Raw genomic sequence first — 21856 nt, forward strand, 5'->3', positions numbered from 1 at the left:
ATTCGGTGAAGGTCAGGCCCTGTGCGGTCTTCAGACCCAGCGAATGCACGTCGTTGATGAACAGCAGCAGCGCCGCGAGCTTCTGCCCGCCCTGCACAATGCCGAACTCCGCGGCCTGCTTGATCGAGTTCGTGGTGTCGCCGCCGGCATTGGCTAGGCCCACGACCTTGGCCTTGGACGATTGCGCCTGCAGCAGGAAGGACGAGAAGTCCGCGGTATTGATCGGATGCTTGACGCTGCCGAGCACCTTGCCGCCGTTCGCGGTCACGACAGCGGTGGTGTCGCGTTCGAGCGCATGGCCGAAGGCATAATCTGCGGTCAGGAAGAACCAGCTGTCGCCGCCGGCCTTGGTCAGCGCCTTGCCGGTGCCGTTGGCCAACATGTAGGTGTCGTAGGTATACGAGACCGTGTTCGGCGTGCAGGCCTTGCCGGTCAGGTCGGCCGAGGCCGCGCCGGAATTGAGCAGCACCGCATTCTTTTCCTTGACCAGATTGCTGACCGCCAGGGCGACACCGGAATTCGGCGTGTCTGCAATCGCGTCGATCTTGTCGTTGTCGATCCACTGCCGGGCAATGTTGACGCCGACGTCCGGCTTGTTCTGATGGTCGCCGCTGATGACGTCGATTTTCCAGCCCTTCTTGAGCAGGCCGGAATCCTCGACCGCCATCTTGATCGCGACCACGGAGTTCGGGCCGCCGATGTCGGCATAGAGGCTGGACATGTCGTTGAGCACGCCGATCTTGACGGTCTTGTCCTGGGCGAAGGCGGATGTGGCAAAACCGAAGGCGGCACAGGCCAGAAGGGCCGCAGAGCGGCGCGCGAACGTCGTCGTCATAAAAGATTTCCTCCATTGTCAAACATGCGGACGGCTCTCTTGAACGGAGCCTTGTTCCGGCTGATGGCTCTACCGTGTCCCACGGCCGGCGGCAATGCGCCTAAAGCCGGATGACGCTGCGTCGCAGCGTCATCCCTCCGTTAACTTTTGGGCAAAATGCGTCGAGACGCTATTTCAGCGCGTCCGATGTCAGCTTGAATTTCTGGACGCGCTTTCCGGTGTCGACCTCGGCGGTATAGACGTTACCCTTGGCGTCGATCGCCATGGCATGCACCCAGTGGAATTGCCCGGCATTGCGGCCGTTGTGGCCGAAGCTGCCGACCACGCTGCCGTCCTCGCGCCTGATCACCCTGATCTCGTTGTTCTCGCCGTCGGCGCTGAGCAGCCAGGTCTGCTTCGGATCGGGCCAGATCGCGACGTCCCACACCGCGCCGTTGCCGAGCGTGTTCTTCTCGAAGAAGAACTCCTTCACGAAGGTGCCGTCCTTCTTGAACACCTGGATGCGGTTGTTGATGCGGTCGCAGACGTAGACGAGACCGTCATTGGCGAGTTTTACGCAATGGACGGGATTGCCGAACTGCTGGGACACCGGCGCCTTGGGATCGTACGCCGCCTGCTTGGTGTCATCGGGCTTGTTGCCGTAGGCGCCCCAGTGCCGCTTGTAGGCGAGGGTGGTTGCGTCGAACACGATGACGCGGCGATTGCCGTAGCCATCGGCAACGTAGATTTCATTGGCGGCCTTGTCGATCGCGGTCTCGGCGGGCTTGCCGAGCTGCGTCGTGTCGTTGCTGCCGAGGCTCGGCGCGATCTTGCCGATCTGGGCGACGAACTTGCCGTCGAGCGTGAATTTCAGGATGGCGTTGTCGTTGTCGGCATTGCCGCCGACCCAGACGAAGCCGCGCTCGTCGACCTCGATGCCGTGCTCGCGGCCGACCCATTCATAGCCTTCGCCCGCGCCGCCCCACGATCGTAGCAGATTGCCGTCGCTGTCGAATTCGAGCACGGGCGGCGCCGAGACGCAGCATTTCGAGCGCGGCGGGGTGAGGCTTGCGCCTTTCTCGTCGTCGGTGAGCGAGCGCGGTCGATGGATCACCCAGATGTGGCCTTGCCAGTCGACGGTGATGCCGCCGACCTGGCCGAGGATCCAGTTGTTCGGCAACGGCTTTGGCCAGGACGCATCGACCGCGAAGGTCGGGACATCGCCGGCGGTCGCCGCGCCCGGAAGCGCGAACGCCACGGCGGCGATCAGGACGGAGAGGACGCGAGAGACATTTGCGGGCGCACGCGTAGAGCCTGCGCGATTCCGCCATGGTGCCATGGCAACCTCCCTTTTTTGGCCTGCAGCTTGCTGCCGCTTGAGCGCGGGCAGTCAATCGCGGGGAGGCCGTCAAGTCAATCAGGCCGGAGAGCGGAAGCTCATCAGGCTGCGGGTCTTGTAGTCGTAGAACTTGCCGGTCTCGGTCCAATCAGGCGCGCACATCGGCACGATGAATTCGGCGACCTGCTCGGCCGTATCGAGCGTCGCCGGGTCTTCGCCCGGCATCAGCGTGGCGCGCATCCGAGTGCGGACGGGGCCCGGATTGAACAGATTGACGCGCAGCTTGGTGTTCGCGGTCTCCTGCGCCCAGGCGCGCGCCAGCGTTTCCAGCGCCGCCTTGGAGGCGGCGTAGGGGCTGACATAAGCGGTCGCCTTGTTGGCGGCGCCGGAAGTGATGAACACCGCGCGGCCGGCGTCGGATTGCTTGAGCAGCGGCTCCATGCAGCGGATCAGCTGGAAGTTCGCGGAGACGTTGACCGCCATCACGTCGGTGAAGGCCTTCAGCTCGATATGGCCGATCGGTGAGGAGGGCCCAAGCACGCCGGCATTGCAGACGAGGATGTCGAGCTTACCGTAGCGCTCATGCAGGCCGGCACCAAGGCGCGCGATGCCGTCGGAATCGGTGAGGTTGAGCGGCACCAGCGTGGCGCTGCCGCCGTCCTTGCGGATCTCGTCGTCGAGCTCTTCCAGCCCGCCCTGCGTGCGCGCCACGGCGACGATATGCGCGCCGGCCTTGGCCAGCGCTTTTGCCGTGGCGAAGCCGATGCCGCGCGAGGCGCCGGTGACGAGAGCGATGCGGTTGGCGAAGGGATTTGTCATGGCGGGGTTTTACAGGCGTGGATGGCCGGGACAAGTCCGGCCATACAAAAACAAGCCAGACCTAGTCGTCATTGCCGGTCCCAACCGAGGGTCCACGGTCTTCGCGGTCATCGGGAGTGACCTTCGTGCCTTGTCGAAAGGCAAAGAAGATAAACCCCATGAGCAATGAACCGCCGATAATCGCAATTACCGACCGGGTCATGGCATGCCTTCGTCAGCTCGCCTCCGCCAGCAACGACAATTGCCGCGGCTGCTGCTCGGTCTGGGTCTGGTCGGTGAGGTGGGTCGGATAGGCCCCGGTGAAGCAATGATCCGAGAATTTCGGATTGGCGGGGTCGCGGCCGGGCTCGCCCATGGCGCGGTACATGCCGTCGATCGACAGGAAGGCGAGCGAGTCGGCGCCGATGATCTCGCGCATCTCTTCCAGCGAATGTGTCGCCGCAAGAAGACCACCACGGTCCGGCAGGTCGATTCCGTAATAGTCGGGATAGAGGATCGGCGGCGAGGCGAGGCGGAAGTGCACTTCCTTGGCGCCGGCATCGCGCATCATGCGCACGATCTTCTTCGAGGTGGTGCCGCGTACCAGTGAATCGTCGATCAGGATGATGCGTTTGCCTTCGATCGCGGCGCGGTTGGCCGAATGCTTCATGCGTACGCCGGATTCGCGGATCGCCTGCGTCGGCTGGATGAAGGTGCGGCCGACATAGTGGTTGCGGATGATGCCGAGTTCGAACGGGATGCCGGAATGCTGGCTGTAGCCGACCGCGGCGGGCACGCCGGAATCCGGCACCGGCACCACCACATCGACCGGCACGTGGCTCTCGCGCGCAAGCTGCGCACCGAAGGCCTTGCGGACCTCGTAGACCGAGCGGCCGTGAACGATGGAATCCGGACGGGAGAAGTAGATGTATTCGAAGATGCAGGGACGCGGCGCGATCGGCGGGAATGGCTTGTGGATGTCCTGCCCGTTCTCGTCGAACACGATGACCTCGCCGGGCTCGATGTCGCGGACGAAGCGCGCGCCGATGATGTCGAGGGCGCAGGTCTCGGAGGTCAGGATCGGGCAACCGTCGAGCTCGCCGAGCACCAGCGGACGGATGCCGCGCGGATCGCGCGCGCCGACCAGCTTCTTGTTGGTCAGCGAGACCAGCGCATAGGCGCCCTCGATCTCGCGCAACGCATCGATATAGCGCTCGATGAAACGGCTGCGCCTGGAGCGCGCGACCAAATGCAGGATCACCTCGGTGTCGGTGGTCGACTGCATCATCGCGCCGTTCTTCACGAGCTCGCGGCGCAGCGTCAGGCCGTTGGTGAGATTGCCGTTGTGGGCAACCGCAAGGCCGCCGGCATTCAGTTCGGCGAACAGCGGCTGCACGTTGCGCAGGATGGTCGCGCCGGTGGTGGAATAGCGGACATGGCCGACTGCCATCGTGCCGGGCAGGCGGTCGATCACCTCACGGCGGGAGAAGGTGTCACCGACGAGGCCGAGGCGGCGTTCCGAATGAAAGCGGCCGCCGTCATAGGAGACGATGCCGGCGGCTTCCTGGCCGCGGTGCTGAAGGGCGTGGAGGCCGAGCGCCGTGATGGCCGCGGCATCTGGGTGGCCGTAGATGCCGAAGACGCCGCATTCCTCGCGCAGCGTATCCCCCTCCAGATCGTCTTGAAGTTCCAGCGCGGCCGGGCCGAGATCAAGTAGGGCGTCCTGGTCAGGATTTCGCATCTCGTCCGAGCCTCTCGTTAGGGCTTATCAACGCGCCGCGGGTTTCTCGATCAGCTTTTTAAGGCTGTCACGAGCCGGTTTGCTGTATCCGTCGCCACTGCCCGAAGGCTGCTGCTCGGAATCAGTTTGCTCTTCATCTGGTTTGCTTTTCTTGAATCTCTTCAAGATGGTGTTCTCGGGGTCGTCAGGCAAGAGGGCCATCAGCCAATCGCCGGTTCCCTGCAGCACCACGCGGGATTTGGCCCCTGTGACCCAATCCGGGCGCTGCTTGTCCGGCACCAGCCAGGTGAAGAACAGGAAGGCGACCACGACGATCAAAAGCCCGCGCGCCATCCCGAACAGAAAGCCGAGGGTGCGGTCCAGCGCGCCGATGCGCGAATCCAGGATCATGTCGGAGATCCTGACCGTGATCACGGAGACCACGACCAGGGTGCCTACGAACACGCCGGCGACCACGACCACGCTCGCGACGGTATCGTTGTTGAAATAGGTCTTTGCGGTCGGCAGCAGCTTCGAGAACGAATAAAGAGTGACGATCGCCGCCGTGCCCCAGGCCGCGATCGACAGGATTTCGCGCATGAAGCCGCGAACCATGGCGAGCAGGCCCGAAATCAGCATCACACCGAGCAGGATCAGGTCGAGGATGGTTACTGGCATCGGCTGGTCTGGTCCGCTCGTACTTCAAGGTGCTCAGCGAATCGGTGTTTGGCCGCCGCCCCTAAGTGAGGGCCAGACGACGTTCCCGGCAAGGCCGCAACCACGCAATCCCATGCTGCTTTTGTGACGGCTGTATAGCGGCGAGGGCGGGGGACGTCACCACCGGCTAACCCTCTCCACGGCGGAATCTTGCCGGTGTGGCATTTTTCTCTGCCGGTGCGCTCGAGTCGCCCCGCCGGGAGCCGCGGGCGGCGATCTCGGCGACCAGCGTGGTCAGGCTGTTGATCGCGTTCAGCGACAGGCCGGCATCGCCGGCGGCTTCGCCCCGGGCCGATTCGGGCAGCACGGCGCGCTGAAAGCCGAGTTTTGCCGCTTCTTTCAGCCGGGCCGGGGTCTGCGCCACCGGGCGCACCACGCCGGAGAGCGAGATCTCACCGAAATAGACCGCATCGGTGGGTAACTGCGCATTAACCAGCGAGGACACCAACGCAGCCGCGGCGGCCAGATCAGCCGCGGGCTCGTGGATGCGCAGGCCGCCCGCGACGTTCAGATAGACGTCGTGGCCGGACAGCTTGACCCCGCAATGGGCTTCCAGCACGGCCAGCACCATCGACAGCCGGCTCGGATCCCAGCCGACCACGGCCCGTCGCGGGGTGCCGAGCGAGGTCGGCGCCACCAGCGCCTGCAATTCGACCAGAACGGGCCTTGTGCCCTCGATGCCCGCGAAGACTGCGGTGCCGGGCGTGCCGAGATCGCGCTCCGACAGAAACAGCTCGGAGGGGTTGGTGACTTCGCGCAGGCCAAGCCCGGTCATCTCGAACACGCCGATCTCGTCGGTCGGCCCGAAACGATTCTTCACGGCACGCAGGATGCGGAATTGCTGCGAGCCTTCGCCCTCGAACGACAGCACCGCATCGACCATGTGCTCGACCACGCGAGGGCCTGCGATCTGTCCGTCCTTGGTGACATGGCCGACCAGGATGATGGCCGCGCCGGTCCTTTTGGCAAAACGAATCAGGGCCTGTGCCGAGGCGCGCACCTGGGTGACCGTGCCAGGCGCCGATTCCACCGTGTCGGTCCACATCGTCTGGATCGAATCGATCACGATCAGCCGGGGCACCGCGCCCTCGGACAGCGTCGACACGATGTCTTCGACCGACGTCTCGGCGGCGAGCTGCACCGGCGCATCCGACAGCCCGAGCCGCTCCGCGCGCAACCGCACCTGTGCGACCGCCTCTTCGCCGGAGATGTAGACGACGCGGTGACCGGCGCGCGCGAGCAGGCTTGTGGCCTGCGTCAGCAGCGTCGACTTGCCGATGCCGGGATCGCCGCCGACCAGAAGCACCGAGCCGCGCACGAAGCCGCCGCCGGTGACGCGATCGAGCTCCGTCATGCCCGAGGATAGACGCGGGGCGTCCTGGGTTTTTCCGGACAGGCTCTCCAGCGCGAACGTCCGCCCCTTGCGTTTGGAGCGGATCGACACCGGCACGCTGCCGGTCGTGTCCTCCTCCGCGAGCGTATTCCACTCGCCGCAGGACTCGCACTTGCCCTGCCAGCGGTTATAGGCCGCGCCGCAGTTCTGGCAGACGAAGGAAAGCGTGTTCTTGGCCATGGGGACAGCGAGTCCGGGGACAGCGAGTCGGGGGTTTCAGGTTTGCTGATAGCACGGAATGACGGGTCGAGAGCGTGAGTCCGAGCGGACCGCATATCGCAGTTCGGCAGGCCTGATACACCCTTTGTTAGCTCTATGCCGCCGCAACAGGCCGGACTTTGCCAAATGTTAGCGGACGCGGGTCCAGTTTCGGAACCAATACGGGATGGCGAAAAGAATGACCGGACTTTTGCGGATATTGCTGGCTTTCGGCATCACCTGCGGCGTTCTGATGCCGTCTGGCGGCGCTGTTGCGGCCGATGCGAAGCGTCTCAACGTCGTCTTCGTCAACCCGGGCAAGACCGGCGAGGTCTATTGGGACATGGTTTCGCTGACCATGCAGTCCGCCGGCCGCAAGCTCGGCGCGCATGTCGAGGTGCTGACCAGCGAGCGCAATTACCGCACCATGCAGGAGCTCGGGTTCGGCGTGGTGGCACGCAGCGACAAGCCCGACTTTCTCATTCTCTCGAACGAGGAATCGGCCGCCGTTCCGATCATGGAGGCAGCCGAGGCCGCTGGGATCAGGACGCTGCTGCTCTCGAACACGCTGATCGGTGACGATGCGGCGCGTCTTGGACCGCCGCGTCAAAAGCTCAAGTCCTGGCTCGGCGACATCACGACGGATCTTCAGACCGCGGGCGCGCGGATGGCCAATGCCCTGATCGACGCGGCGCGTGCCGAGAAATGGCAGAGCCCGGACGGCAAGATCCACATTCTCGGCATCGGCGGCGACGAGATCACGCCGGCCTCGATCGCCCGCAACGCGGGCCTCAAGCTCGCGGTGGACGCCGCGCCGGACGTCGTGGTGGATCGGATGCTGTTCGCCAACTGGACGCGGTCGGAGGCCGAGCATGTCACCACGAATTATCTGAGCTGGGCCGCGCGCAAGGACATCCGGCCCGCAGGCATATGGGCCGGAAACGATCCGATGGCGCTGGGAGCGCTTCGCGCGGTGATCGCTGGCGGCCTCACGCCCGGGCGGAACATCCAATTGGTCGGCCTCAACTGGTCGGAGGATGCGCTGCGCGAGATCAAGGCGGGCCGCTTGCTTCTGACCGACGGCGGGCATTTCCTGCTCGGCGGCTGGTCGATCGTTCTGTTGCGCGACTACGCCGACGGCTGCGATTTTGCGGACGTATCACCCCGTGTCGAGGTCAAGACGTCCGCGATCACGCGTAACAACCTCGCTGCGGTCGACGACCTCATCACCACGCGCGCCTTCGACCGGATCGATTTCGCGCGTTTCAGGGCCAAGGCAGGGCGTTGCGGCCAGTACGACTTCTCCGTCGATGCGCTGATCTCGTCGCTGACCCCTGTGGAAGGCGCTGCCGACTGATGCGAAACGGCGACGACATGACCGATCCGGATCGCAAGCAGCAGGCGCCGCCGCCGCGCTTGCGCTCGGTCGTCCGCGCGATGATCTGGGCGACAGTACCTGTTCTGTTGCTGGTTCAATTGCTCGCCTCCGCCGGCGTCGAGGCCTCGAGCTTCTGGTCGCAGATCAGGCAGCTCGACGCGCGCATCGCCCGCCTCGCGGAGAGCCGTGCCGAGCTGATCGCCGAACCGCTCTGGAAGATGCGCTACGATCAGGTCACGAGCGTGCTCAACGAGATCATGCACGACGAGAGCATCGCCGCGGCGGCCGTTTACGACGATACCGGAATCGCGATTGCCCGCGTGGTGGCGCGCCCGGTGGGACAGGCGGTCGCGGAGATCTCGCGTCCGATCAACTACAGCAACGGCAACATGGCGGTCCAGGCCGGCCGCATCGCGATCGTATATTCGCATGCGGCGCTCTACGCGGACACGGGCAGCCGTCTGGTGCTGCTGCTGGTCGTCGGCCTGTTGGCAACGTTTGCGACCCTGGTCGCCATGCGGATCTCCGCCAACCTCTTCATCGGCAGGCCGCTGGCGGCGATGATGTCCGCGATCCAGCGCAGCAAGCAGGACGGCCGCGCCTATCCGGCGGAGGTCAAATCCTCGAACGAGTTCGGTCAGCTCGCGCATGCCTTCAACGCCATGCAGCACACGACGTCGGGTGCGCTCGACCGGCTCGGCCACATGGCCGCGCACGATCCGCTCACGGGGCTGCCCAATCGCCGTTCGCTCTCAGAGCACCTCGTGACCCTGAGTCACGATGCCGGCTCACCGGACGCGCTGATCGCACTCTGCTTCATCGATCTCGACGACTTCAAGGGCATCAACGACACCTTTGGCCATGACTCCGGCGACAAGTTCCTGGTGCACATTTCCGAGCGCCTTCGTGGTGCGGTCGAACCGCAAGATTGGGTAGCTCGGCTCGGCGGCGATGAATTCGTCGTCATTCGACCCGAGGTCAGCAACGAGGAGACCGCGCAGAGGTTTTCGCGCCACTTGCTGGATGCGATTTCCGAGCCGATCCGACTTCACGACAAGCAAGTCGTGCCGCGTGCCAGCATCGGCCTTGCCGTGCGCCGTGCCGGAGATCCCGAGCTTTCGCACCTGCCGGCGCTCGCCGACATCGCGCTCTACCATGCCAAGAGCAAGGCGCCCGGCACGGTCGCGGTGCTCGACGAAGCGCTTCAGCGCGACTATCGCCGCCGCCGGGAGCTCGAACTTGCCATTCCCACAGGCTTCGACAAAGGGCAATTCGAGGTCTGGTATCAAAGCCAGGTCGATCTCGAAAGCCACGACATCGTCGGCCTGGAAGCGCTGATCCGCTGGCGCCATCCGGAACATGGCGTGATCGGTCCGGGCGAATTCTTGCCGCTGATCGAGCGCAGCGGCAACAATGCGCGGCTGACGCGCTATGTGCTCACCGACGCCTGCCGCGCGCTGCAACATCTGGCTGCGGCCGGCAGGCCGCATATCCGGATTGCGATCAATCTGCCGCCGTCCGAGCTCGCCGACCATTCGTTCGCCGCAGAGCTGCGCGCGACCTGCGCGCGCTTCGACGTGGCGGCCTCATTGCTGGAGCTCGAGATCACCGAGGGATCGCTGATCAACAACATGGCCAGCGCATCCGAGACGCTGCACCGCCTGCGGCGCCTGGGTGCCACCATCGCGCTCGACGATTTCGGCACGGGCTACAGCTCGCTCGCCCATCTCAGGCGGTTTCGGCTGGACAAGGTCAAGATCGACAAGGCCTTCATCAGCGAGATCCCTGATAGTGCGGAAGACAAGGCGATAGTTGGCGTCATCGCGTCGCTCGCCGGCACGCTGGGCCTCACTTTGGTGGCCGAAGGCATCGAGCGCGCCGAGCAGGCCCAAGCCATGCGCGAGATGGGCGTGAGGTTCGGGCAGGGCTTTCTCTATCATCGGCCGCAGCCACTCGAGGCCGTGTTGCTATGGCTCGAGGGACGGCCGGCCCACCAGTGCCGCGTCATCGAGGATAGCCCGTCGATCGCACCCGAATTTGCGGTCTGAGCGCAGCGCGGCTACGGCTGCGCCGCATTCCACAGCATGGAGAGGCCGGCGGCGATCATGATCGCGTCCATCACGATGCGGAACATCTCCGGCTTCAGGCGCAGCACGAAGCGTTTGGCGATGAAGGCGCCCGCCATCAACGAAGATCCAGCGATCAGGCCTTTGACGAACACGTCGCCGGTCAGCGCGCCGAACCGTTCGAAGGTCACGGATTTCGCGGCATAGAGCCCGAGCGAAGAAGCCGCTTCGGTCGCGAGGAAGGCGCCCCGGGACAAGCCGTAGAACAGGAACAGCGGGACACTGAGCGGGCCGGTGGAGACGACGATGCCGGTGAGATAACCGATGACGGCCCCGCCGATCGCCAGATGCCAGAGATTGGCCTTGAGATCGTGCCGCGCCAGCCAGTGTCGCACCGGCACCATCGCGATCAGGAAGACCCCGATGGCGAGATCGACGGCGTGAGAGGGCAGGGCCAGCAGCGTCCGCGCGCCGAGCACGGCGGCCGGAATGCCTGTCACCGAATAGGCCGCGCAGGCCCGCCAATCGACCTCACGCCACCAGGCCAGGATTCGTGAGAAGTTGGCCATGACGGCGGCCACCGCCATGATCGGCACCGCCTCCTTTGGCCCATAGGCATAGACAAGCACCGGCATCAGCATGATCGACGAGCCCGTGCCGACGATGCCGGAAATGGTGCCTGCGATGAGGCCGACGATGAGGACGAAGAGAAAAGCCAAAACGGTCTCCACGAATCGGGAGTTTAGCCGCGGCCAGCGGCGCAGGCGATCTGCGAGGCGAGGGAACCCTGTCTTGCCGAAGCCCGGCGTTAACCATCGCCGACGGTTCCAGTCTGAGCGAAATCGCTTCGAAGTTTCTTAAATCTTACTGGGTACCTCTCTTGGGCATAGTGATCTGGGGGAAGAGTATGGGTAAGCGGGCCAAACGCGGAAAGGCGGAGACCTTCGCGATCCCGATGGCCGCGAGAGTTGCAATTGGCGCTGTGGCCGTTGGCGCGTTGGGGTACGGTTTGCTGTCCCGGCCGGCGAACGTGCAACCGGCACGAAAGCCGCCCGCGCACGAAGCCCAGGCGTCGTCAACTCCGGTTTACGTCGCAACGCCGGTTCATGCATCAGCTCCGGCTCCGACGCCGGCTTCGGCTCCGCTTCCGGCCCCCGCGCCTCTGATCGAACCGCCCAAAGCGGCCGACGTTCCCGGAGCATTGGTTCGGCAGGTGGTCGACTACGCCAGCCGCCAGACGCCGGGCACCGTGATCATCGACACCAAGAACACCTTCCTCTATCTCGTCCTGAACGACGCGCAGGCACTGCGCTACGGCATCGGTGTTGGCCGCGAAGGTTTCACATGGTCGGGTGAGCAGACTGTGGCTCGCAAGGCGGAATGGCCGGATTGGCATCCGCCCGCGGAGATGGTCTCGCGTCAGCCCTATCTGCCGCGGTTCATGGCAGGCGGTCCCGGCAACCCGCTTGGCGCTCGGGCGATGTATCTGGGCGACACGGAATATCGAATTCACGGCACCAACAAGCCCGATACGATCGGGAAGCGGGTCTCGTCGGGCTGTATCCGGCTGACCAATGAGGACGTCGTTGACCTCTATGATCGCGTGAAAGTCGGCGCGAAAGTGATCGTGCTTCCGACAACCGTTGCCCGCCGACCACCCCAGGGAGCGCCGGCCGACGCCGCTTTCCGATTGCCGGACCCGGCATCGCCTTCGAACCGGTTCTCGGCAACTCACGCGCAGATGCCGTCATCCGGACCGAAGATCGCCGAGGCCCAGTAACTCGTCCTTCGTCCTCATCCTGCAACGGAGGACAAGGAGGCAATTCAAGTCGCCCAATCGAGCTATTTTCAAAAGACCAAACCCGTGCCATTTCGGAAGACGCGCCTTACCGCCTCGCTATCCTGTCGCTCTTCAATTGTGATCAGGAAGGCAAGTTCCCATGAACGGCAAACCAACGATCGTTTTCTGCCACGGCATTTGGGCCGATGGCTCGTGCTTCAGTAAGGTCATCCCTGCATTGCAGGCCGATGGGCACGAGGTGATTGCCGTTCAATATGGTTTGGACTCTTACGAGGAGGATCTGGCGACGGTTAAGCGCACGCTCAATCGTGTCGGCAGCCCGGTCCTCCTCGTCGGTCATTCTTACGGCGGGGCAACGATTACAGGCGCAGGCACGGATGAGCGCGTGGTTGGGCTGGTGTACATTGCAGCGGTGGCTCCGGATGCCGGCGAAACCGTACAGGATCAGCTCGACAAATATCCGTCGGACATTTTCTCTCGCGTCGAGGTGGCGGATGGGCGTGCCTGGATGCTTCCGAGCGGCACCGAGTTCTTCGCAGGTGACCTCTCCGAGGCAGACCAGAAGCTGGTTTGGGCCACCCACTATGCGCCCGTCTACGATCTGTTCCAGCAGCAAAAGCTCAGCGCGGACAAGGTCGCGTGGAGATCGAAGCCAAGCTGGTACGTCCTGGCCACGAAAGACCACACTGTGCATCCCGATCTGCAACGTTGGGTCTCGAAGCGCATGGGAGCGACGATTACCGAGGTCGCGAGCAGCCACGTGCCAATGCTGTCCCAGCCTGGCGTGGTGATCGACGTCATACGCAAGGCCGCGGCGGCCGTTCAAAAAGGCTGATCGCAGTCATTGCGCTGAAGGCGAAGGAGAGGTCGTTCGCGGGCGATCTCTCCTGTTCACTGTCTGGTGGGCGACGACTGCTTCCGGAGACATGCCGCGGGTGTTTTGCCCGTTTCGGAGCATGCGTAACCCATTGATTTGCCAGCGGTCGGCTACTGTGCATGGGGTTGTTTTTCATGTTTTTGTTGAGTTGGCGCGGCAAGTCGGTGCTCGCGGCACATGGGGCAAGGCCAGCTGCGCGCTGCTGACAGCATGTTGGCAGCAGGGTCCGGCTACGACCATCTCCTGACAAAACGGAGAGTGGGTCATGCCGATCGAGGCAAGCTGTCATTGCGGTGAGACGGTGTTCGAGGTGGCGGAGGCGCCCTCGAGCGTGACCCGCTGCACCTGCTCGCTCTGCGCCAAGCGCGGCGCGTTGTGGGCCTATTACACGCCGGCGCAGTTTCGGCTGCTGTCGTCCGCGGAGAACGTCGCGACCTATCTCTGGGGCAGCCGCACGGTCAAACACCATTTCTGCGCAAGCTGCGGCTGCGGTACCTATTCGGAGTCGCCCGACTGGTCGACCGGCAAGCCCGATTTCGACAATCCCAAGGTCGGCGTCAACGCGCGCCTGTTCGACGAGTTCGATCTCGAGGCCGTGCCGGTGACCATGATCGACGGCAAGAATCTGTGGTGAGCATGCCCTCTCACGCATGTCTGCTGCTCGTCCGTGCTCTTGAGGCACTCTTGAAAAGCTGATCTGTTTCCGCCCGACAGAAAAGGGGAGGAAGCCAATGATGCGTCTTTTCGCGCGAGTGATGCTCGCGATGTGTCTGGCCGTTGTAGCCGGCTTCAATGCGCAGGCGCAGACCAAACCCAAGGTCACGACATCAGGACCGGATTTCCCCAAGGCCGCGCTGTTCGTCGGCAACAGCTTCTTCTACTACAACAACGGCATGCCCGGGCATCTCTCCTTCATGGAGCGGGCTGCGTATCCCGAAAACAAGGCGGCCTATCGCAACACCATGGCAACGATCGGCGGCTCCGGCCTCGATTGGCACGACATGGACAATCTGCTGCGGTCGGGCGGCCTTGGCGCCTATTCGTTCGACGAGCAGAACAACGTCGTCTTCAACAAGCCGGGCAGGCAGTACGACGGCGTCGTGATGATGGATTGCAGCCAGTGCCCGATCCATCCGCAATTGAAGGACGCGTTCGCGACCTTCGCGAAGAAGGACAGCGAGATCGTCCGCGCCCACGGCATGCGGCCGGTCCTGTTCATGTCCTGGGCCTACGCCGACAAGCCTGAGATGACGGAAGCGTTGGCCGAAGCCTACACGATCGCAGGCAACGCCAATGATGCGCTGGTGATCCCCGCAGGTCTTGCCTTCGCGCGCGTGCGCAAGCTGCAGCCCGAGCTCAATCTGTATGCGCCGGACAAGCGGCACCCGAGCCCCGCAGGCACGTATCTGGCGACCTGCGTGACGTTCGCCGCGCTGACGGGCCGCTCGCCGGTCGGCAATTCCTACACGATGGGACTGGACGCACCGACGGTGGAGCTGCTGCAAAAAGCAGCGTGGGACACGGTGCAGGAATATTACGGGCGCTGACCTAGCGCAGCACGACCCAGGCCGGTGCGTGATCGCTCGCGCCTTCCTCGCCGCGAACCTTCTTGTCCACGCCGGCTTTTGCCAGGCGTGAGGCGAGGGCAGGGCTGAGCAGGAGATGGTCGAGCCGCAGGCCCGCATCGCGCGGCCAGCGGTTTCGCTTGTAATCCCAAAAGGTGTAGATGCGCTTTTCCGGGTGCAGTTCGCGGATCGCGTCACACCAGCCTTGCGCCACCAGCGACGCAAAAGCCGCACGGCTCTTCGGCTGGATCAAGGCATCCTTGTCCCACGAGCGCGTCGGATAGATGTCGATCTCATCAGGCGCAACGTTGTAGTCGCCGGCGAGCACCACGGGCAGATCCTGCTTGATCAACGTTCTGGCATGGCGCTTGAGCCGCGCGAACCAGTCGAGCTTGTAGTCGAATTTCGGTCCCGGCTGCGGATTGCCGTTCGGCAGGTAGATGCTGGTGACGATGACACCGCGTACCGCGGCCTCGATGTAGCGGGCTTCGTGATCGCCGGGCTTTCCCGGCAAGCGATCGCGGGTGAGAACGGGCTCGGCATTGCGGGCCAGGATGGCGACGCCGTTCCAGGTCTTCTGTCCACACCACACTGCGCCGTAACCGGCCTTTTCGATCGCGGCCGCCGGAAATTCGCCATCACTTGCCTTCAACTCCTGAAGTGCGACGACGTCGGGCTTCGCCGTTCGCATCCATGCCAACAGATTGGGCAGGCGGCGATTGATGTTGTTGATGTTGAAGGTCGCGATCTTCATGTAGAGCTACCGGCTCCTGCCTTCCGTTACCGGAGAAACAATGTCCAAGTTGAGCTTTGCCGTTATCGCCGTCGCCGTTGCGTTCTCCGGGGGCGTCTCGGCACAATCATCCGATCCGCGCGGCGCGTGCAAGGCGGACTATGACAAATTCTGCGCCGGCATTGCGCCGGGCGGCGGCATCGTCGCCTGCCTCAACGCCAAACGCGACAAGCTCAGCGCAACCTGCAAGACGGCGCTGGACAGCAGGAAAAAGAAGTAAGCGGCGCGCTGCTCAGCCCGGCAGCGGCGGCGGGCTAGCGGGCTGCTCGACCGGCGGCGGAGCGGCCGTCTGCTGCTCGACCGCCTGTGCGGGCGCCGGCCTGGCCAGCGGCTCCACCACATTCCCGCCCTTGTAGATGCGGGCGTAGCGGCGGCCGAGGCTGGTCAGCACCTCGTAGCCGATCGTTCCGAAATGATGCGCGAGCTCGTCGACGGTAATGCCCTCGCCGAGCAGCGTCACCATGTGGCCGCGCCGCGCCGCGTTCGGCGGCAGATCGGTGATGTCGATCGCGATCAGATCCATCGAGACGCGGCCGGCGACCGGACAGCGCTTGCCGGCGACGATGACCTCGGCGCCGCGGGTGCCGTCGTTGGAGCTTGCGGCGCGGAAATAGCCGTCGGCATAGCCGACCGCGATGATCGCGAGTTTCGTCGGCCGCCGTGCGGTCCAGGTGCCGCCATAGCCGACGCTCTCGCCGCGCTCGATATTGCGGATCTGCACGATGCGGGCCTTGAGATCGACCACCGGCTGCATCGGATTGTCGGCCTCCGGCGTCGGGTTGACGCCGTAGAGCGCGGCGCCCGGCCGCACCATGTCGAACTGGAAGGGCGCGCCGAGGAAGACGCCGGACGAATTGGCGAGCGCCGCCGGCACGCCGGAGAATTCGCTGGCGATGCCGCGGAAGGCCGCGAGTTGCTTGGCGTTCACCGGGCTGTTGAGCTGCTCGGCCGAAACCAGATGGCTCATCACCAGCGTGATGCCGTGATCGCCGGCGTTGATGCGGGGGATGATGGCCTGTGCTTCCGCGAGCGTCAGGCCGAGCCGGTTCATGCCGGTGTCGATGTGGATGGCGGCGCCACCGGTCCAGCCGGTTCGGCGGCAGAACACGTCCCATTCGGCGAGCTCGTTGAGATCGCCGATCACGGGGCGGCAGTTGATCTGGGCGTAGTGCTCGCCGGTGTTCTGGAAATAGCCGCCGAGCACGTAGATAGCAGGCTCCGGCACCGCCGCGCGCACCTTGCGCGCTTCCTCGATGGTAGCGACGAAGAAGGTCTTGCAGCCGGCCTTGTTCAGGGCACGCGCGACCTGCTCGGCGCCGCAGCCATAGGCGTCGGCCTTGATCACCGCCGAGCATTCGGCCGGCACCGCGGTCTTCTCGAGCTTGCGCCAATTGGCGATGATGGCGTCGAGATCGACGGTGAGCACGCCGCCGAAGGTCGCGAGCGCGGCAGCCTGATTGGCCTCCGCGGAGAGAAGGCCGGATTGCGGGATGATTTTCGGGTCGGACGCCATTGTCATGGCGCCGTTTTACGCAAGAGGCCGGTCCGGTTCAACCCAGGGAACTCAGTAGTCGTTGCCGCTGCGGTCCGGCACCTGGCTGTCCGGCGCGAGGTCGCCGAACCGCGTGATCGACGCTTCGAAGGCCAGATCGACGGTGCCGGTCGGTCCGTGGCGCTGCTTGCCGATGATGACTTCGGCCTTGCCATGCGCAAGATCCATGTCCAGGCGCCATTTTTCGTGCTCGGGTGTGCCCGGGCGCGGCTCCTTGTTTCCGAGGTAATATTCCTCGCGGTAGACGAACAGCACGACGTCGGCGTCCTGCTCGATCGAGCCCGATTCGCGCAAATCCGAGAGCTGCGGCCGCTTGTCGTCACGCGACTCGACCTGGCGCGAGAGCTGCGAGAGCGCAATCACGGGCACGCTGAGTTCCTTGGCGAGCGCTTTCAGGCTAGTCGTGATCTCGGTGATTTCCTGCACGCGGTTTTCGCTGCGCTTGCCCGAACCCGACAAGAGCTGGATGTAGTCGATGACGATGAGGTCGAGGCCCTTCTGCCGCTTCAGCCGGCGGGCGCGCGCCATCAGCTGGGCAATGGAGAGACCGCCGGTCTCGTCGACATAGAAGGGCAGCGACTGCAGCTCGATCGAGACCTCGCGGATCTTCTCGAAATCGGCCTCCGAGATGCCGCCGCGGCGGATCGAGGAGGAGGGGATGCCGGTGCGCTCGGCCACGATACGCGTGGCGAGCTGGTCGGCCGACATTTCGCAGGAGAAGAAGCCGATGACGCCGCCATGGGCGGCCTTCATGGTGCCGTCGGCCTGGAGTTCGCCGACATAGGCCCGGGCGACGTTGTAGGCGATGTTGGTCGCAAGCGAGGTCTTGCCCATGCCGGGTCGGCCGGCGACAATGATGAGGTCAGAGTGCTGCAACCCGCCCATCTTGGTGTCGAGGTCGCGCAGGCCGGTCGAGATGCCCGACAGCTTTCCGTCGCGCTGGAACGCTTTCGCGGCCAGATCGACCGCAAGCGTCAGCGCCTGCGAAAATTTCTGGAAGCCTCCGTCATAGCGACCGGATTCGGCGAGTTCGTAGAGGCGGCGCTCGGCGTCCTCAATCTGCGCCCGCGGCGCGAAGTCGACCGGGGCATCATAGGCGACATTGACCATGTCCTCGCCGATGCCGATCAGGTCGCGTCGCAATGCCAGATCGTAGATGGTGCGCCCATAATCCTGCGCATTGATGATCGTGGTCGCTTCGGCGGCGAGGCGCGCGAGATATTGCCCGATGGTCATGCCGCCGATGTCGGTGTCGGCGGGCAGGAAGGTCTTGAGCGTGACGGGCGTCGCGATCTTGCCCATCCGGATCAGGCTCGAGGCGGTCTCGAAGATGGTCTGGTGCAGCGGCTCGAAGTAATGCTTCGGCTCCAGGAAGTCGGAGACGCGGTAAAACGCGTCGTTGTTGACCAGGATCGCGCCCAGCAGGCTCTGTTCCGCCTCGATATTATGCGGCGCGCTCCGATAAGCGGGAGTTCCGGCTTCGGGCGCGAGTTTGAGAACGTTCGAATCAGTCAGGGCCATGGTCGAGCGATAGCAATTTTCTGGGGCGGATGCGGGGCCGGGATAAAGCGCCGCCTCAGACCAAAGCGGAAGCAAAAGCTCGCCGCTATCAACCGATCATTAAAATGGTGGATGATTGGCCGCCGCAGCCCGCGCCGCGCTTGACGGATTTTCCTGGAACCATGCCGGGACCTGAAAGCCGTCGCTACCGCGCCACGGAAAACGCTCGTTGAAGTGAACCTAATGGGTTGGCGGGCAGACGTATCGAGACGCGCGCGAAATGACGCACGCTGGGCGCTTTCGGCTCGGTTCAGACCAGCAGGAGGTAAACCAGTGCAACCAGAGCCGCCCCGACGCCGGTAGCGATCAGGGCGTAATCGGTGCGGAGGTCGTCCTGCACGTCGAATGAGGTTTGGGTCTCTTTGCTCATGGCGACGGTCTAAGCCAGGGCCGACGAGACTTATGTGAAGCAGATCACATCTCCCCGGATTCTTTCGGGGGTACAGCCGGAACAGGCAAGCGGGCGGGGGGTTGTCTCCCGGTCTGCCACCAGGGAACGAGGCAAGCGATGCGGCCAGAACGGCAGCCCCGGAATTGGCGAAGCGAAGCAGGCAGCCGACATTGGCTGTCGGGGCTGATCGCGGCCATGGAGCATGCTGAGCGGCCTGAAGTGCGTCGGGAACCGGTGGCCCCCGAAATCCTGAAGGCACTGCGGATGCAATTGGCCTTAACGGCCTCTTTCCGGTCCGCTCCGATTTCGACCCTGCGCCACTAGGACTTATTCACCAGCCAGCTTCAGTCTCGGCTTGGCGCCGGCTTCGACGGCTCGCAGCCGGGCTTCTTCACGCGAGATGTAGTTGCGCGTCATCGGCACGACGCCCTGACGCCGGGTGAGTTGAATCTGGAAGTTCATCATATCCTGCTTGCGGAACGTCATCTCGCTGGCTGCCAGGTAAAATTCCCACATCAGCGCGAAGCGCTCATCATACAGCTGCACGGCTTCTTCGCGCCGCGCCATGAAGCGCTCGCGCCATGCCTTCAGCGTTTCGGCGTAATGCAGGCGCAGTATCTCGATGTCGCAGATCAGCAGGCCGGCCCGCTCCATCGCCGGCAGCACCTCCGAGAGAGCAGGGATGTAGCCGCCGGGAAATATGTATTTGGCGATCCACGGATTGGTGGAGTCCGGGCCCTGCGAACGGCCGATCGAGTGCAGCAACATGACGCCGTCCTTGTCCAGCAGCTCGGCGCAGCGCTGGAAGTAGGTGTCGTAGAAGCGCGCGCCGACATGCTCCAACATGCCGACTGAGACGATGCGGTCGAACGGGCCGGCGATGTCGCGATAGTCCTGAAGCAGGAATTTGGCGGATCTGGTCAGGCCCTTTTCGGCTGTGCGCGCATTGGCGATCTGCAACTGCTCGGTCGATAACGTGACGCCAGTGACGTCAGCACCTGCGATCTCGGCGAGATAGAGCCCAAGTCCGCCCCAGCCCGAGCCGATGTCGAGGATGCGCTGGCCGCCCTTGACGAGCAGCTTTGCGGCGACGTGCCGTTTCTTGGCGAGCTGCGCATCGTCGAGCGTGCTCTCCGGCGTCTCGAAATAGGCGCAGCTGTATTGCTTGTCGGCGTCGAGAAAGAGCGAATAGAGCCTTGCATCGAGATCGTAATGGTGTGCGACGTTGCTGCGGGAGCGCGGGCGCGGATTGAACTGCTTCAGGTGCCGCACCAGATAGCGCAGGTGCCACCAGGGTTTTGCCCAGTGCGGCAATAGGTCGGGTTGATCGAGCAGGATCGCGAGGGCATCAGCTATGGTGCCGTGCTCGACGACGAACTCGCCGTCCATGTAGGCCTCGCCAAGCCCGAGCTCGGGATTGACGAGGATCCTTCGCTCTGCGTCCGCGGTGACGAAGCGGACTGCGACCGGTTCGCCCGAGCCGTCGCCGACGGTGAACTTCGAGCCCTTCGCCGTGGTCACCGTCATCGACCCGCGGCGGATGAATTGAGACAGAAATTGACGCAGCAATCGGTCCATCGGCACCCATCCTCTCGAGCGGACCCGAAGAGATGCGACTGACCCGGCCTTTCACACCCTACGCCCGGGCATCTCAGCGGTTCCTATGCGTTTGCATCTAGATCTAGGGAGGTGTCCCGGGCCCGCTATTGCGCTGTGCTCAAAGCGGATATTCCCAAACCGCTTAATCACATCCTTGCGCGCGGAGGCTGCTTCCATTCGCGGCTCAATCGGATAAAAGGTGACCCGCCGCGGCGCCGCCTGCCGGCTGCACCTCTCGGAATTCAATGGAGATGATGGGAATGTCGAGCCGAGCGCTCAGCCTCGCGACGATCTTGCTTCTGATCGGCTTCGGCGCGACCGATACCGTTCTCGCGCAGGCGACGAACCTCGAGGCCGGCAAGGCCCCATCCCAGCTTTTCGCGCAGACCTGCAATGCATGTCACAAGAGCCCGCGCGGCCTGTTGAAAACGGTGGCGCCGGGTTCGTTGCCGGGCTTCCTGCGCCAGCATTACACGACCAGCTCCGACATGGCCGGCGTGCTCGCCTCCTACCTCGTCTCCAACGGAGCCACCGACACCCGCTACCAGGCCAAGGACGGCAAGGACAAGAAGGACGGCGCCAAGGACAAGGACAAGGAAGCCAATACCAATCCCGCGCAGTCCCCCGAACGTCAGGGCCGCCGGCAACGTTCCCAGGAGTCCGCCAAGCCGGAAGGCGAGGGTGCCGCTCCCGCGGTCGAGGGCGCGCGTCAGAAACGCGCCGCGCGGCCGGCCGAAGAAGGAACGAAGGAAGGCGCGAAGCCCGAGGACCAGGCTGCCCCCGAAGGGCGCAAGGCCAAGCGTCTCGGCAAGCATGGCAAGCCGGGAAGTGATGAGGCACCGAAGGTCGATGCCGCGGCGCCCACGGCAGACGACAAGAAGTCCGAGCCGAAGGTCGAGTCCAAGCCCGAGACAAAGCCTGAGACTGCGAAGGGGGATTCCGGCGAGGCTAAATCCGAAGGCAGCAAATCTGAAGGCAGCAAGCCGTCCGAGAAGCCCGCCGAGGCCAAGCCGGAAAGTGCCAAGGTTGAGCCGCGCGGCAGCGAGGCTCCGGCGTTGCGGCCCGATCCAGTGCCGCAGGTGACGCCGGCGGCACCATCCGCCGCGAAGCCCGCCGAGCCAGCTGCGCCCAAGGCGGCGGAAGACGCCGCCCCCAAGCCCGCCGCAAGGGCCGAACCGCCAGCGAAGTCGCAGGAGCCCGCGCCGCCCGCAACCGCTGCGGCCCCACCGCCGCCAGCCGAATCGTCCGGTCCGCCGACGCCGCCGATTTCCCGATAAACGACCATATATTTCGAC

Annotated in this window: 19 protein-coding genes; 8 read left to right on the forward strand and 11 right to left on the reverse strand. The window is 64.3% G+C overall.

Features of this window, described 5'->3' with window-relative positions:
- The 6 genes from IVB47_RS11365 to radA all read right to left on the reverse strand — a co-directional run.
- Positions 1-835, reverse strand: an 835-nt coding sequence (locus IVB47_RS11365; protein ID WP_247461638.1) for an ABC transporter substrate-binding protein, incomplete at its 3' end; no start/stop codon positions are given.
- Between the two features lie 169 nt (positions 836-1004).
- Positions 1005-2153 carry a hypothetical protein gene (locus IVB47_RS11370; RefSeq protein ID WP_247461639.1) on the reverse strand — a complete coding sequence of 383 codons (1149 nt, stop codon included), beginning with the start codon at positions 2151-2153 and terminating at the stop codon, positions 1005-1007.
- Between the two features lie 78 nt (positions 2154-2231).
- Positions 2232-2972 (reverse strand): SDR family NAD(P)-dependent oxidoreductase, encoded by a 741-nt coding sequence (locus IVB47_RS11375; protein ID WP_247461641.1) that lies wholly within the window; start codon positions 2970-2972, stop codon positions 2232-2234.
- A 214-nt stretch (positions 2973-3186) separates the two neighbouring features.
- Complete coding sequence (purF, locus tag IVB47_RS11380) at positions 3187-4692, reverse strand: amidophosphoribosyltransferase (RefSeq protein WP_007609288.1); 1506 nt, start codon at positions 4690-4692, stop codon at positions 3187-3189.
- A 27-nt stretch (positions 4693-4719) separates the two neighbouring features.
- Positions 4720-5349, reverse strand: a complete 630-nt coding sequence (locus IVB47_RS11385) for a CvpA family protein (RefSeq protein WP_247461643.1) — start codon at positions 5347-5349, stop codon at positions 4720-4722.
- 166 nt (positions 5350-5515) lie between these two features.
- The gene (gene radA, locus IVB47_RS11390) at positions 5516-6961 is read right to left on the reverse strand and encodes a DNA repair protein RadA (RefSeq protein WP_007592053.1); all 1446 of its coding nucleotides are present in this window, start codon (positions 6959-6961) and stop codon (positions 5516-5518) included.
- 217 nt (positions 6962-7178) lie between these two features.
- On the opposite strand from radA, the gene IVB47_RS11395 reads away from it, so the two are divergent.
- Entirely contained in the window at positions 7179-8336 is a 1158-nt protein-coding gene (locus IVB47_RS11395) for an ABC transporter substrate-binding protein (RefSeq protein WP_247461645.1), read from the forward strand.
- Positions 8336-10405, forward strand: a complete 2070-nt coding sequence (locus IVB47_RS11400) for an EAL domain-containing protein (RefSeq protein ID WP_247461647.1) — start codon at positions 8336-8338, stop codon at positions 10403-10405. Before IVB47_RS11395 ends, IVB47_RS11400 begins: the two co-directional genes overlap by 1 nt.
- A gap of 11 nt (positions 10406-10416) precedes the next feature.
- Here IVB47_RS11400 and IVB47_RS11405 read toward each other — a convergent pair whose 3' ends face one another.
- Entirely contained in the window at positions 10417-11142 is a 726-nt protein-coding gene (locus IVB47_RS11405; protein ID WP_247286436.1) for a sulfite exporter TauE/SafE family protein, read from the reverse strand.
- Positions 11143-11330: 188 nt separating this feature from the next.
- Here IVB47_RS11405 and IVB47_RS11410 point away from each other — a divergent pair, with 188 nt between their 5' ends.
- The 4 genes from IVB47_RS11410 (at position 11331) to IVB47_RS11425 (ending at position 14648) form a co-directional block, all read left to right on the forward strand.
- Positions 11331-12203, forward strand: a complete 873-nt coding sequence (locus IVB47_RS11410) for a L,D-transpeptidase (RefSeq protein ID WP_247461649.1) — start codon at positions 11331-11333, stop codon at positions 12201-12203.
- 160 nt (positions 12204-12363) lie between these two features.
- Positions 12364-13059: an alpha/beta hydrolase gene (locus IVB47_RS11415; protein WP_247461652.1), complete on the forward strand. Its 696-nt coding sequence runs from the start codon at positions 12364-12366 to the stop codon at positions 13057-13059.
- A 307-nt stretch (positions 13060-13366) separates the two neighbouring features.
- Entirely contained in the window at positions 13367-13735 is a 369-nt protein-coding gene (locus tag IVB47_RS11420; RefSeq protein WP_247461654.1) for a GFA family protein, read from the forward strand.
- Positions 13736-13832: 97 nt separating this feature from the next.
- Positions 13833-14648, forward strand: a complete 816-nt coding sequence (locus IVB47_RS11425) for a hypothetical protein (RefSeq protein WP_247461655.1) — start codon at positions 13833-13835, stop codon at positions 14646-14648.
- 1 nt (position 14649) lies between these two features.
- Here the strand turns inward: IVB47_RS11425 and IVB47_RS11430 are convergent, their stop codons facing one another.
- Positions 14650-15420 (reverse strand): exodeoxyribonuclease III, encoded by a 771-nt coding sequence (locus tag IVB47_RS11430; protein ID WP_247461657.1) that lies wholly within the window; start codon positions 15418-15420, stop codon positions 14650-14652.
- Between the two features lie 40 nt (positions 15421-15460).
- Here IVB47_RS11430 and IVB47_RS11435 point away from each other — a divergent pair, with 40 nt between their 5' ends.
- Positions 15461-15679: a hypothetical protein gene (locus tag IVB47_RS11435; RefSeq protein WP_027517508.1), complete on the forward strand. Its 219-nt coding sequence runs from the start codon at positions 15461-15463 to the stop codon at positions 15677-15679.
- 12 nt (positions 15680-15691) lie between these two features.
- Here IVB47_RS11435 and alr read toward each other — a convergent pair whose 3' ends face one another.
- From alr to IVB47_RS11450, 3 genes are all read right to left on the reverse strand, one after another.
- A complete protein-coding gene (alr, locus tag IVB47_RS11440; RefSeq protein ID WP_247463132.1) occupies positions 15692-16972 on the reverse strand; it encodes an alanine racemase in 1281 nt (426 codons plus the stop codon).
- 51 nt (positions 16973-17023) lie between these two features.
- Entirely contained in the window at positions 17024-18532 is a 1509-nt protein-coding gene (locus IVB47_RS11445) for a replicative DNA helicase (protein ID WP_247408411.1), read from the reverse strand.
- 757 nt (positions 18533-19289) lie between these two features.
- The gene (locus tag IVB47_RS11450) at positions 19290-20540 is read right to left on the reverse strand and encodes a cyclopropane-fatty-acyl-phospholipid synthase family protein (RefSeq protein ID WP_247461659.1); all 1251 of its coding nucleotides are present in this window, start codon (positions 20538-20540) and stop codon (positions 19290-19292) included.
- A 281-nt stretch (positions 20541-20821) separates the two neighbouring features.
- Here IVB47_RS11450 and IVB47_RS11455 point away from each other — a divergent pair, with 281 nt between their 5' ends.
- Positions 20822-21838, forward strand: coding sequence for a hypothetical protein (locus tag IVB47_RS11455; RefSeq protein WP_247461661.1), 1017 nt, complete (start codon positions 20822-20824; stop codon positions 21836-21838).
- Positions 21839-21856: the final 18 nt, after the last annotated feature.

Origin of the sequence: Bradyrhizobium sp. 62, assembly GCF_023073035.1 — a bacterium.
Taxonomy (GTDB): domain Bacteria; phylum Pseudomonadota; class Alphaproteobacteria; order Rhizobiales; family Xanthobacteraceae; genus Bradyrhizobium.